General features: G+C 67.1%; 12 protein-coding genes. 6 read left to right on the forward strand and 6 right to left on the reverse strand.

Annotation, left to right across the window (positions count from 1 at the left end):
- Positions 1 to 6: 6 nt before the first annotated feature.
- Complete coding sequence (locus JVX90_RS07115; protein WP_205331683.1) at positions 7 to 666, reverse strand: TrkA family potassium uptake protein; 660 nt, start codon at positions 664 to 666, stop codon at positions 7 to 9.
- A 77-nt stretch (positions 667 to 743) separates the two neighbouring features.
- On the opposite strand from JVX90_RS07115, the gene JVX90_RS07120 reads away from it, so the two are divergent.
- From JVX90_RS07120 to dxs, 3 genes are all read left to right on the forward strand, one after another.
- Positions 744 to 2,765, forward strand: a complete 2,022-nt coding sequence (locus tag JVX90_RS07120; RefSeq protein ID WP_205331684.1) for an APC family permease — start codon at positions 744 to 746, stop codon at positions 2,763 to 2,765.
- A complete protein-coding gene (locus tag JVX90_RS07125; RefSeq protein WP_205331685.1) occupies positions 2,762 to 4,024 on the forward strand; it encodes a TRAM domain-containing protein in 1,263 nt (420 codons plus the stop codon). The genes JVX90_RS07120 and JVX90_RS07125 overlap by 4 nt, the downstream gene beginning before the upstream one ends.
- A gap of 76 nt (positions 4,025 to 4,100) precedes the next feature.
- Positions 4,101 to 5,984: a 1-deoxy-D-xylulose-5-phosphate synthase gene (dxs, locus tag JVX90_RS07130; RefSeq protein WP_205331686.1), complete on the forward strand. Its 1,884-nt coding sequence runs from the start codon at positions 4,101 to 4,103 to the stop codon at positions 5,982 to 5,984.
- A gap of 72 nt (positions 5,985 to 6,056) precedes the next feature.
- On the opposite strand, the gene JVX90_RS07135 is transcribed toward dxs, so the two are convergent.
- On the reverse strand, positions 6,057 to 7,271 hold the full coding sequence (locus JVX90_RS07135) for a ribonuclease D (RefSeq protein WP_205331687.1): 1,215 nt from the start codon (positions 7,269 to 7,271) through the stop codon (positions 6,057 to 6,059).
- Positions 7,271 to 7,900, reverse strand: a complete 630-nt coding sequence (locus tag JVX90_RS07140) for a DUF3000 domain-containing protein (protein WP_205331688.1) — start codon at positions 7,898 to 7,900, stop codon at positions 7,271 to 7,273. The genes JVX90_RS07135 and JVX90_RS07140 overlap by 1 nt, the downstream gene beginning before the upstream one ends.
- Before the next feature lie 136 nt (positions 7,901 to 8,036).
- Here JVX90_RS07140 and hemE point away from each other — a divergent pair, with 136 nt between their 5' ends.
- From hemE to hemQ, 3 genes are read left to right on the forward strand one after another with little or no spacing between them, the layout of a single operon-like run.
- A complete protein-coding gene (gene hemE / locus JVX90_RS07145; protein WP_205332315.1) occupies positions 8,037 to 9,062 on the forward strand; it encodes a uroporphyrinogen decarboxylase in 1,026 nt (341 codons plus the stop codon).
- Between the two features lie 5 nt (positions 9,063 to 9,067).
- Positions 9,068 to 10,444 carry a protoporphyrinogen oxidase gene (hemG, locus tag JVX90_RS07150; protein WP_205331689.1) on the forward strand — a complete coding sequence of 459 codons (1,377 nt, stop codon included), beginning with the start codon at positions 9,068 to 9,070 and terminating at the stop codon, positions 10,442 to 10,444.
- 23 nt (positions 10,445 to 10,467) lie between these two features.
- On the forward strand, positions 10,468 to 11,163 hold the full coding sequence (gene hemQ, locus JVX90_RS07155) for a hydrogen peroxide-dependent heme synthase (RefSeq protein WP_205331690.1): 696 nt from the start codon (positions 10,468 to 10,470) through the stop codon (positions 11,161 to 11,163).
- Positions 11,164 to 11,175: 12 nt separating this feature from the next.
- On the opposite strand, the gene JVX90_RS07160 is transcribed toward hemQ, so the two are convergent.
- From JVX90_RS07160 to JVX90_RS07170, 3 genes are read right to left on the reverse strand one after another with little or no spacing between them, the layout of a single operon-like run.
- Positions 11,176 to 11,334, reverse strand: a complete 159-nt coding sequence (locus tag JVX90_RS07160) for a hypothetical protein (protein ID WP_205331691.1) — start codon at positions 11,332 to 11,334, stop codon at positions 11,176 to 11,178.
- Positions 11,331 to 11,747 carry a peptide-methionine (R)-S-oxide reductase MsrB gene (gene msrB, locus JVX90_RS07165; protein ID WP_205331692.1) on the reverse strand — a complete coding sequence of 139 codons (417 nt, stop codon included), beginning with the start codon at positions 11,745 to 11,747 and terminating at the stop codon, positions 11,331 to 11,333. The genes JVX90_RS07160 and msrB overlap by 4 nt, the downstream gene beginning before the upstream one ends.
- 36 nt (positions 11,748 to 11,783) lie before the next feature.
- Positions 11,784 to 13,010 (reverse strand): glycosyltransferase family 87 protein, encoded by a 1,227-nt coding sequence (locus tag JVX90_RS07170; protein ID WP_008379168.1) that lies wholly within the window; start codon positions 13,008 to 13,010, stop codon positions 11,784 to 11,786.
- Positions 13,011 to 13,032: the final 22 nt, after the last annotated feature.

Below are 13,032 nucleotides of genomic sequence, written 5' to 3' on the forward strand. Positions count from 1 at the left end.
AGTTCTCTACTCCCCGAACTCGGCGGCCGCGACGGCTCGCGCGTTGTCGACGTTTGCGGCGGGTGTCGCCACGTACAACTCGTCGTCCTGCTGAATGACGGTCCGCGGCTCCGGCAGCACCGGGCGTCCCAAGCGATGCAGGAAGGCGATCCGGGCACCTGTCTGCTCCTGGAACTTCTGGCAGTCCACACCCACCCACGACTCGTGGAACGGCAGGACGATCATCGCGAGGGAACCCGACGGGTCGTTCCAGACCGACGTCTCAGCCGTCTCACCGAGCGCGGAGACGAAGCGTTCCGTCGTCCACGGCACCGTGGCCACGGTCGGGATCCCGAGACGTTCGTAAACGGCGGCGCGCTTCGCGTCGTAGATGCGGGCGACGACGCGATTCACGCCGAACGTCTCGCGTGCGACGCGCGCCGAGATGATGTTGGAATTGTCACCGGACGAGACTGCGGCGAACGCGTCTGCCTCCGCGATGCCCGCCTCGGCGAGCACATCACGGTCGAAACCGACACCGAGCACGGTGCGCCCCCGGAAGTCGTCGCCGAGTCGGCGGAACGCCGATGAGTTCCGGTCGATGACGACGACCTCGTGTCCACGCCCGGACATGGCGACTGCCAGGGCAGATCCGACTCGGCCGCAGCCCATGATGATCACACGCACGATGGGAGACGTTACTTCTCGCAGCGCGAATTCGCACCCCGGTGGTACGCGAAGAGGGGACGGCTTAGTGTTGCGGAGTGTCAACGATGTCGAAGGTGTCTGTCGGTGCCAAGCGCTTGCTCCTGGGTCGCCCGTTTCGCAGCGACCGCCTGGGGCACACTCTGCTGCCCAAGCGAATCGCCCTTCCGGTGTTCGCCTCCGACGCCATGTCGTCGGTGGCGTACGCACCGCAGGAGATCTTCCTCGTCCTCTCCGTTGCAGGTCTGAGTGCCATCGCGCTCGCCCCGTGGGTCGGTGTAGCCGTTGCCGTCGTGATGGTGGTCGTGGTGGCCAGCTACCGCCAGAACGTGCACGCGTACCCGTCCGGAGGCGGCGATTACGAAGTCGCGACAGTCAACCTCGGCCCCAACGCGGGGCTGACGGTCGCTGCGGCGTTGCTGGTCGACTACGTGTTGACCGTCGCCGTGTCGATCACGTCGGCAGCGGAGAACATCGGCTCGGCGATCCCGTTCGTCCACGAACACAAGGTGCTGTTCTGCGTCATGGCGATCGCTCTGATCGCCGCAGTGAACCTCCGTGGCATCAAGGAGTCGGGTGCGGTCCTGGCCATCCCGACATACGCGTTCATCTTCGGTGTCGCCGCCATGCTGATCTGGGGATTCGTGAAGATCTTTGTGCTGGGCGACACCGTGACGGCGGAGACCAGCAAGTACGACATCGTCCCGGAACAGGACCATCTGATGGGCTTGGCGATGGTGTTCCTCGTCGCCAGGGCCTTCTCCTCCGGTTGTGCTGCGCTGACCGGCGTGGAGGCCATCAGCAACGGTGTTCCCGCGTTCCAGAAGCCGAAGTCGCGCAATGCCGCCACCACGCTCCTCATGCTCGGAGCGTTCTCGATCCTCCTGCTGCTCGGCATCGTGATGCTCGCCCAGGAGATCGGGGCGAAGTACGTCCTGGACCCGGTGAAGGACCTGGCCGGCGTCCCGGAGGGATATCAGCAGAAGTCGATCATCGCGCAGATCGCCGAAGCCGTGTTCTCGGGCTTCCCGCCGGGCTTCTACGCGATCGCCGTCGTCACCGCACTCATCCTGATGTTGGCGGCTAACACCGCCTTCAACGGTTTCCCGGTCCTCGGTTCGGTGCTGGCGCAGGACCGGTTCCTGCCCCGTCAGCTGCACACTCGCGGCGATCGCCTCGCATTCTCGAACGGCATCGTGTTCCTCGCCATCGCCGCGGTCGGTTTTGTCGTCGCGTTCGGCGCCGAAGTGACCTCCCTGATCCAGCTGTACATCGTCGGCGTGTTCGTTTCGTTCACGCTCAGCCAGACCGGCATGGTCCGCCACTGGACGCGCCATCTGAAGACCGAGACCGACCCCGACGCCCGGCGCCGCATGATCCGGTCCCGGATCATCAACGCCATCGGCATGGTCATGACGGGCACCGTTCTGGTGGTTGTGCTGATCACGAAGTTCACGGCCGGTGCATGGATGGCGATTCTCGCGATGGTGATCCTGTTCGTCGTGATGAAGCTCATCCACCGTCACTACTCGTCGGTGCAGCGTGAGCTGGACGAGGCTGTTGAAGCCGACGACGAGGTGCTGCCCAGCCGGACACACTCGATCGTGCTGGTCTCCACGCTGCACCTGCCCACCCGACGGGCGCTTCGTTACGCCCGCGCGACTCGCCCCGACGTCCTCGAGGCGTTGACGGTGAACGTCGACGACCGTGAGACCCGCAAACTCGTGTCGGAATGGGAGGACAGCGACGTCACGGTTCCGCTCAAGGTGGTCGCGTCGCCGTATCGCGAAGTGACCCGACCGATCATCAGCTACGTCCGCCGCATCCGACGGGAGTCTCCGCGGGACGTCATCACCGTGTTCATCCCCGAGTACGTCGTCGGCCACTGGTGGGAGCAGATCCTGCACAACCAGTCGGCACTGCGCATCAAGACTCGTCTGCTGTTCGAGCCGGGGGTCATGGTGACGTCGGTTCCGTGGCAACTGTCCTCCTCGGAGGAACGCGGCAAGCGCATGCAGACCCGCTACATCGCGCCGGGCGACGTGCGCCGCGGTTTCACCTCGGAGGAGAAGACTCGGTGACCGAACTCGAACTGGACGTGACCGGCTACGCGAACGGCGGATCCGGAATCGCGCGCCACAACGGCCGCGTCGTGTTCGTCGCAGGTGCACTGCCGGGCGAGCGGGTCCGAGTGAACGTCACCGACGATTCACGTGCCTCGTACGCCAAGGCTTCGGTCATCGACGTCCTCGACGCGAGTGCGCACCGCGTGGATCCGCTCTGCCCGGCGGCCGCGGCCGGAGCGGGCTGTTGTGACCTGTCATTCGTCGACCCGGCATACGCGCGGGAACTCGGCGCGGACGCGCTGGGCGACGTGCTCCGCCGGATCGGCGGATTCGGAGAGGCGACACCGCCGCCGACGGTCGACCCGCTCGGCGACGATCCGACCGGCTGGCGGGTCCGCACGCGTCTGGCGGTGGGCCCGGACGGGGTCGTCGGCCTTCGTGGACGACGGTCGTCCGACCTGGTGACGACGCCGTGCGCGGGTCCGGTCGCCGGACTTCTCGACGGTCTCGACGGATTGGGCGGCGAGGTCGGCACCGAACTCGTCCTCGCGTCCGACAGCCACGGCACCCGACACATCGCGGAACTGTCTGCGCCCGTCGACCGGCGGGGGAAGGGCGGACGCGGCAAGGATCGTCGAGGGCGTGCTCAGCGGAGCCGTTCGGCGCACAGTGCCCCACGGTCGGTGCGCACCGTCCAGGGCGACGCGCACGCGGTGCAGACCATCGGCGAGCGCACGTGGACCGTTCCCGTCGCCGGCTTCTGGCAGGCGCACCGCAACGCGCCCGCTGCCTACACGCGGGCCGCGTTGGAGCTCATCACAGGTGTCGGGTTGTCCGGCGACGTTCACGTGTGGGACCTCTACGGCGGCGTCGGAGTGTTCAGTGCGTCACTGCTCGACGGCGCTGTCGGCCTCACCGTGCGCGGCGTTGATCTGGTCGACACCGATCCGGGTGCGCTCGCGGCAGCCGAGCGTGCGCTCGCTGCCGACCCCGTTGAGATCCATCGGGGTGCAGTGGCGGATGTGGTCTCGAGCCTTCACGCGCCGGACCTGGTGATCTCCGATCCGCCCCGGTCAGGTGCCGGTGCGGACGTCGTCGACGCGATCGTCGCCGCCGAACCCGGAGTCGTGGTCCACGTCGGATGCGACGCGGCGGCGTTCGCCCGCGATCTCGGACGGTTTGCGACGCTCGGTTACACCGTGCGCGAATGGCGTGCGTTCGATGCGTTCCCGATGACACATCATGTGGAGGGCATCGCGGTTCTCACGCGATGACGGTAGTTCCGTAGACTGGTTCGAGCGCACCGGCCGTGACCGCGGACCGTGCAGGACGAGGGTGAGGAGACACTCGATGGGTGTGTTGGATCGAGTCGATTCGCCTGCGGACGTGCGGGCGCTGTCGCCTGCCGACCTCGAGAAGCTGGCGACCGAGATCCGCGCGTTCCTCATCGAGAAGGTCGCCGCGACCGGCGGTCACCTCGGTCCCAACCTCGGTGTCGTAGAATTGACGCTCTCGATTCACCGTGTGTTCGAGTCGCCGACCGATCCGATCCTGTTCGACACCGGACACCAGTGTTATGTCCACAAGATCGTGACCGGTCGCAAGGGCAAGTTCGACACCCTCCGCCAGCGCGACGGCCTGACCGGTTACCAGGACCGTGCCGAGAGCCCGCACGACTGGATCGAGTCGTCGCACGCGTCGGCCGCACTGTCGAACGCGGACGGGCTGTCGAAGGCCTTCGAGCTCACCGACCAGGAGCGCACTGTCGTCGCAGTCGTCGGAGACGGCGCGCTCACTGGCGGCATGTGCTGGGAGGCGCTCAACAACATCGCCGACGGCCATCGCCCCGTGGTGATCGTCGTCAACGACAACGGACGCTCCTACGCTCCGACGATCGGCGGCCTCGCCAAGAACTTGTCCGCGCTGCGCCTGCAGCCGGGCTACGAACGGTTCCTCACCGGCGGGCGACGTGCCCTCCGCGGCCTCCCAGTGGTCGGGGACGCCACCTATGCCGTCCTGCACGGGATGAAGAGCGGTGTCAAAGACCTCGTGTCCCCGCAGGCCATGTTCGCCGATCTCGGTCTCAAGTATGTCGGTCCCGTCGACGGTCACGACCTCCAGGAGATGGAGGGCGCTCTGCGACGCGCGAAGGCGTTCGGTGGACCGGTCATCGTGCATGCCGTGACCCGCAAGGGCAACGGCTATGCGCCGGCCGAGAACGACGAGGCCGAGCAGATGCATGCGACCGCCAAGATGGACCCGGCGACGGGCAAGGCCACGTCGGTGCCGCCGCAGGACTGGACATCGGTGTTCTCGTCGGCCCTCGTGCAGGAGGGTGCACGACGTCCCGAGATCGTTGCGATCACCGCCGCGATGCCCGGGCCCACTGGTCTCGCGGCATTCGGTGAGAAGTTCCCCGAGCGCATGTTCGACGTCGGCATCGCCGAACAGCACGGGATGGCGTCGGCCGCCGGTCTGGCTCTCGGCGGCATGCACCCGGTCCTGGCGATCTACGCCACGTTCCTCAACCGCGCGTTCGATCAACTGTTGATGGACGTCGCGCTGCTCAAGCTGCCCATGACGCTGGTCCTCGACCGCGCGGGCATCACCGGCCCGGACGGACCGAGTCACCACGGCATGTGGGACCTGTCCCTGATGTCGTTGATCCCCGGCCTCAAGGTGGCTGCGCCCCGCGACGCGATCAGGGTCCGCGAAGAGCTTTCGGAGGCTCTCGACACAGCTGACGGCCCGACTGCGGTCCGCTACTCGAAGGGCGCCGTTCCCGCTGACATCCCTGCGGTCGCCCGTCTCGACGACGGTGTCGACGTTCTCGCGGGCGACCGTGACGGCAGTGCAGATGTGCTGATCGTCGGCGTCGGTGCGTTCGCTCAGTTGGCGCTCGACACGGCCGTCGGACTTTCTGAGCACGGCGTGACCGCGACCGTCGTCGACCCGCGGTGGGTGCTTCCGGTTCCCGCATCGATCACCGATCTGGCGCGGAGCCACCGACTCGTTGTGACGTTGGAGGACAGCGGCGTTCAGGGCGGTGTCGGTTCAGCCGTCACCCGTGCGGTGTCGGAAGCAGGTGTCGGGACACCGGTGATCCAGCGTGGAGTCCCGCAGAAGTTCATTCTGCACTCCACCCGAGAGCAGATCCTCGCCGATATCGGTCTCACCTCCGGCGACCTCGTCGAGTCGATCGCCAAAGCTCTCACGGGAGCTCCTTTGTCCTGACGGCGTAGCCTTTGGCAACGTTGGCGGCGTTTTCGCTGCCCACAACCGGAATCGCCGCGAACGTTCGACGGCTCAGGGCAGCGCGGCTGCGATCGCCTCGGCGGTGAGTTCGATCTGCCACGGACGTGCGCCGAGTTCGGCGAGCCGTTGCGCGACACTGCTGTCCGGACGAACCCCGTCCCAACACAGGTCTCGGATCACGTTCGGCGACAGCAGATTCTCGGTCGGAATCCCGATCGTCTCCGACAGTTCTTTCACGGCGGGGCGAACGGCCTTCGCGCGCGCTGCGGGCACCGGATGCTTGGGTTCCCACCGGTTGATCGGGGGGACTCCGGTCTGTGGGGCCCGCTTGGTCGGGAGTTCCTTGTCGGACAGATCCTGGGCGCGGCGGACCGCTCGCATCCAGATGTCGGCCTGGCGTCGCTGGCGGGGCCCGGAGAACACCGGCAGTGACGTGAGTTCGGCAGTGTTGCGGGGCGCCGACTTCGCGGCGTTGACGATCGCGGCGTCGGGCAGGACTCGGCTGGGCGCGACATCGCGGCGTCGCGCGACCTCTTCGCGTTCGGTCCACAACTCACGGACGACGGCGTACTCCCGAGTACTTTTGAGCGTGTTCAGATTCGACGTGCGACGCCACCGCTCGGGCTTCGGTTCGGGTGCCGGGCGAGCGAGTACGGCGGCGAACTCCTGCGCGGCCCACGTCTCGCGCCCGGCCTCACGCAGTGCCGCCGACACGGCATCGCGGAGTTCAACGAGGACCTCGACGTCGAGCGCGGCGTAATTGAGCCAGTCGTCGGGAAGCGGCCGCCGCGACCAGTCGGCCGCACCGTGGCCTTTGGCCAGTCCCAGATGCAGGAAGCCCGCCACCATCGCGGCGAGATTCACTTTGGGGACGTTCAGAAGGCGGCCGGCGAGTTCGGTGTCGAAGACGCTCTCGCACACGAAACCGAGCTCACGCAGGCAGGGGAGGTCCTGATCCGCGGCGTGCAGGATCCACTGCGGGCCCGTCAGCACATCGATCACCGGTGCGAGGGCGTCGGGGTGATCGATCGGGTCTAGAAGGAAACTTCCCGACCCTGTTCGACGCAGCTGGATCAAATACGCGCGCTGGGAGTAACGGAAACCACTGGCGCGCTCGGTGTCGACGGCGATCGGACCGGTGCCTGCGGCCAGTCGGGCGGCGGCGGCGGCGAACTCCTCGGGAGTGGTGAGGACGTCGGGCACCCCGTCGCGCGGCCGAGTCAGCGGCGTGACCGACTCGTCCGGCTCGGTGATGTCGGCGCCCACTAGAGCGAGCCGAGCGCGGAGACCCCGGACGGCGGCAGGCCGGCGACGGACGCCAGCACTTCACAGAACGCTTCGAGGTGGACGGACAGGTCCACGCCGGTGGCGGTCCACGATGCGCGGAGTTCGAGCTGGTGTGACTGCGGAGGCCCGGCGATGTCGCCGTAGCGGACCGACGTGGTGGCGGTGACGGTGCCGCCGAGCGCACGGACCGGCGGGACGTCGCTTCCGAATGCCGGAGTCGACTCGGTCTCGCCGTCGCTGACGCCGAGCGCCTCCGACAGCCAGCTCCAAGTCACCTGGGGGAGCAGGGGATCGGCCGCGAGCGCGGCCTCGACCTCGGCCTGGATGAACGCGACGAGGCGGAACGTGCCGTTCCACGCCTCCTGGCCGTCCGGGTCGTACAGGAGTACGAGGCGTCCGAACGAACTGCCGGCCGAGTCGACCGGGATCATCGAATCGGTGACGTCGGGTTGGCGCACCTCCACGCCGAGTGCGTAGCTGTACGGGGCGAGACGCTGCGGGGGACGGATGGACCCGACTTCGATCTCCGGGCGCACGTTCGCGGCATGCAGCGACTGCACGGCGTCGCGGAACTCGGCAGGCTCCGTCGGAGCTCCAGAAGTGGTCACGGGCGTCACAGTAGGCCGCGTCTCGCCTGTGATCACGGAGGCGCGCCGGAAAGGCGGGGTGTGACCTGCTCTGTCGGGCCGGTGATGGCACAGTGAAGGCATGACTTCCCAGCGTGCCCGCCGATCCCCGACTCAGATGCCGCTGATCGCGGCTGCGACCGGCGGTTCTCCGTCGCGGCGGCCCGTGTGGTTCATGCGTCAGGCCGGGCGTTCGTTGCCGGAGTACCGGGCGATCCGGGTTGACCGGGGAATGCTCGAGTCGTGCTTCGACCCGGAGCTGGTCTGCGAGATCACCATGCAGCCGGTCCGCCGTCACGACACGGACGCCGCGATCCTGTTCTCGGACATCGTCGTCCCGCTGAAGGCGGCGGGCGTCGACCTGGACATCGTGCCGGGGACGGGGCCGGTGATCGCGTCGCCGATCCGCACCGCCGCCGACGTCGCGGGTCTACCCCGACTGGAGCCGGAAGCGGTCGGTGCGGTCACCGCTGCGATCGGCCTGCTGATCGATGAGCTCCCGCCCACGGTCTCGCTCATCGGTTTCGCCGGCGCTCCCTTCACCCTGGCGTCGTATTTGATCGAGGGCGGACCGAGCCGTACGTACGAGCACACCAAGGCGATGATGCTCGGCGACCCCGAGCTGTGGCATGCGCTGATGGGTCGACTCACGGATCTGACGATCGCGTTCCTGCGCGCCCAGATCAACGCGGGGGTCGACGCGGTGCAACTGTTCGACTCGTGGGCAGGCACGCTTTCCGAGGCGGCGTACGAAGCATTCGTCGCACCGCATTCGATGCGAGTGATGGCCGAGATCGAACAGTATGGGATTCCCCGCATCCACTTCGGCGTCGGCACCGGTGAGCTGCTCGGTGCGATGACCCGCGTCGGCACCGATGTGATCGGTGTCGACTGGCGGACCCCGCTGGACGTCGCCGCGGAACGTGTCGGACGATCGGTCGCGATCCAGGGCAACCTCGATCCGACGGCGCTGCTCGCCGGCCGCGACGTGGTGCGCGGCGAACTGGTTCGAATCATCGCCGAGGGCGAGCGTGCGATCGCCGCCGGAACACCGGGCCACATCGTGAACCTCGGTCACGGTGTTCTACCCAATACCGATGCCGACGCGGTGACACACGCCGTCGAGCTGATCCACACCCTGTAGGTCCGATGACGACGGACGTGCGAGTCGCTGTTGTCGGCGCCGGTGTGTCCGGGCTGACGGCGGCCTACGATCTGCGACGTCTTCTCGGCTCCGATGCGCGGATCGACGTGTTTTGCGCGGAGTCCATGCCTGGCGGACTTCTCGCGACCCGACCGCTCGGTCCGGTCACGCTTGATGTCGGAGCCGAGGCATTCATCGTCCGTCGACCTGAGGCCGTCGAATTGGTCACCGAACTCGGTCTTGCCGATCACGTGGTCTCGCCCGGCCCGATGCGCCCGGCGATCTGGTCCGGCGGCGTGCTCCACGCGCTGCCGTCGCCAGCACTCATGGGTATTCCGGCGTCGGCCGACGTCGTCCGCGGCCTGCTCGACCCCCACGACGTCGGGTTCGTCGAATCGGAGCCGAGCAGGCCGTTCGCGTGGTCTCCCGGTGCAGACGTGAGTGTCGGCGACCTGGTGGCCGAGCGATTCGGCGAACACGTCGTCGCACGGAGTGTCGACCCGATGCTCGGCGGGGTCTACTCGGCCCGATCGCGGGATCTCGGGCTCAGGGAGACGATCCCCGCGCTCGCAACGGCGCTCGACAACGGCGCCCCGTCGTTGACGGCGGCAGTCGCCGCGGTCATCGCGCGCGGCACCGGTGCCGGTCCCGTGTTCGGTGCACTGCGCGGCGGCTACCGGACACTGGTCGACGCGTTGATCGTCGCCGCTCGTGTCGACGTCCACACGGGTGTCGCTGTCCCACGGGTGAGTCGTGTAGGAGAGCGTTACCGGCTCGACGGGATCGGCGAGTACAACGCGGTTGTCGTCGCCACCCCCGTCTGGACGGCGGGAGAACTCCTCGCGGACGTTGCGCCGGCCTCCGCCTCGGCGTTCGCAGGAGTCAGAGCCGCCGGTTCGGCGGTTGTCGGCTTCGCCGTCGACGGCGCTTCGCCGTTGCCTGACAACTCAGGTGTGCTGGTCGCGTCCGACGCGGATCTGTCGATCAAGGCCATCACGTTGAGCAGCCGCAAATGGCCCCACTTGGCCTCGCAGCCGGGAGGCGTCTCCGTGCTGCGGGCGTCGTTCGGGCGGCTGGGCGAGCCGGTGACGGGCACAGACTCTGAGCTCGTCGAACGGGCCGCAGCAGACCTCCAGACGGTGTTCGGTGCGGCCGGACTGCCTGCGCCCAGGGTGGTCGACGCAGCCGTGCAGCGGTGGCCCGGGGGACTGCCCCACTACGGTCCGGGCCATCTCTCGTTGATGGCGGACGCAGTCGCGTCACTGCCCGACGGTGTGGCGGTTGCGGGGTCCGGATATCGAGGAGTCGGGGTGCCCGCCTGCATCGGCACTGGTCGTGCCGCAGCGGTCCGTGTAGTCGATCACCTGCGCGGCGGCGGCTGACGTCGCGGTGGCACGATGGACGCATGAGTCGCTTGGATTATGCAGAGATCAACTCCACCATTCGTTATCTGATGTTCTCGGTGTTCACCGTCCGAGCCGGGGAGCTCCCCGAGGATCGCACCGAAGCGGCCGCTGACTTCGAACGATTCCTCTCCGAGATCGCCGAGACCGGTGTTGTGGTCCGCGGCGTGTACGACGTCGCGGGAATGCGCGGCGACTCCGACTTCATGTTCTGGTGGCACGCCGAGACCATCGAGCAGTTGCAGGCCGCCTACTCGACGTTCCGTCGCACGACGATCCTCGGTCGCGCCAGTGACCCGTTCTGGAGCGGTGCGGCGTTGCATCGCCCGGCCGAGTTCAACAAGAGCCACATCCCCGCTTTCATGGCGGGGGAGGACCCGGGCGCGTATGTCTGCGTGTACCCGTTCGTCCGGTCGTTCGAGTGGTACCTGCTTCCCGATCAGGAACGCCGCACGATGCTGGCGGATCACGGAAAGGCCGCCCGCGACTACAAGGACGTCCGCGCCAACACCGTCCCGGCGTTCGCGCTGGGCGACTACGAGTGGATCCTCGCGTTCGAGGCGCCCGAACTCGACCGCATCGTCGACCTGATGCGTGATCTGCGTGCCACCGAGGCCCGCATGCACGTCCGCGTCGAGATCCCGTTCTTCACCGGCCCGCGTGTGGAGCCCACGGCGCTCGTCAACGCCCTCCCGTAGCAGAGCAGCACGTCACGGCGCTTCGACTCGCTTCGCTCGCTCAACGGGCAGACCCCACTGCTCCTTGAGCGCGGGCGTCCCACTGTTCTTTGAGCGCGGGCGTCCCACTTCTCCTTGAGCGCGGGCGTCCCACTGCTCCTTGAGCGAGCGGAGCGAGTCGAAGGGGCTCACGCCTTGTCGAGCCGAAGGCTGATCGAGTTGATGCAGTACCGCAGGTCAGTCGGGGTGTCGTAGCCCTCGCCTGCGAAGACGTGACCGAGGTGGCTGTGGCAGTTGGCGCACAGCACCTCGGTTCGTCGCATTCCGAGGGAGTCGTCGTGGCGTTCGATGATCGCCTCGCCTGCGAGCGGACTGAAGAACGACGGCCAGCCGCAGTGGGAATCGAACTTCGTCTCGCTGCGGAACAACTCGGCCCCGCACGCACGGCACGAGTACACGCCGACGTCTTTGGTGTCGGTGTACTCGCCGACGAACGGCGCCTCGGTGCCTGCTTGGCGGAGCACCCGGAACTCGGCGGCGTTGAGCCGCTCCCGCCAGTCGGCGTCGGTGAGCTTGGTGAAGTCGGTCTGGGCGTCGTCGGTCATGGACCCCAGGGTAGCGGCGTCGGGCTCTGTGCGTCGTCAGGCTGTGACGGGCGGTTTCGACGGCGAGACGCTGTCGATGCCCAAGACGTCGGCGCGGCGCATGTCCAGGTACCGGAACAGCAGTGAGCAGAACACGGCGATCATCAGGAGCGACCAGCCCCACGTGACCTTGCCGTACTCGAGGTATCGCCCGAACGGCTCCCATTCCTTCGACACCCAGACGTCGAAGGTCATGCAGCCGTACACGCCGAGCCACGCGGGCCAGTTCCGAACTGCCGAGCCTGGGCGGAGCACGGTCATGAGCATCGGGAACAGCAGCATCGAGTAGTAGCCCTGGCCGAGCGAGCTGACGAGGAAGAACGTGCCGAGCAGGATTCCCGACGAGGTCGTCAGCCACAGGAGCTCGTCACTGCGTCGGTAGTACCGGTACAGGAACCAGAGGCCGAAGACGGCCATCGCGACGAAGGCGATGCGCAGCAGAAGAGTCAGCCAGTCGCCCATTCCGAAGTACTGGCCCATGCCAGTGATCGAACTGTTGTAGTAGTCGCGGGACTCCCCGAGATACGGGACCGTCCGCTTGACGAAGTCCATCGGATCGTTTGAGAGCGGCCATGCGGCTGCGTTCAAGAGCAGTGGGATGCCGACGGCCGTGATGAGGATCTTCCACTGCCGATTCATCAGGACGAGCAGCAGGAGAACGCCGAGGATCGGCTTCACCGACAGGGTGAGGCCGATGAACACGCCGGCCCAGAGGTCCTGCCGTTTGAGCATGAGGATCAGGAACGCCACCATGCCGAGCAGGACGAAGCCGTTGAAGTTGGTGAAGATCAGCGTGTGGGCGACGGTTTCGGTGCTGTAGAAGAAGAACACAACAGCGGGGAACACCCATGAACGGTGGTCGAGGCCGAACAGCCTGCACAGCAGATACGCGCACCCGATGAGGACAACCGCGCTGACGCCGATGAACGTCCACCGTGCGGTGTCCGGGTCGAGGATCGCCAGCGGCGACATCAACAGGGTTCCCGACGGCGGGTACAGGTAGTGCGGGTCGACTGTCGCGTAGTTCTCGTTGTAGACCGGCCGCTGGTTCAGGAACGCGAGCGCCGCGTTGTACACCGGCGTGAAGTCGTCGGTGCGGTGCCCGTTGACGCCGAGGATCAGCGAACGGTGGATCACCATGAGCAGACTGATCGGCCACAGGATCAGGTTCCCGATACGCGACGGGTCGACGCGCGGATACAGGTAACGGTCTACAACAGTCACCCGCGAAGCGTACTAGATGGGC

Origin of the sequence: Gordonia sp. PDNC005, from assembly GCF_016919385.1 — a bacterium.
Lineage (GTDB): Bacteria > Actinomycetota > Actinomycetes > Mycobacteriales > Mycobacteriaceae > Gordonia.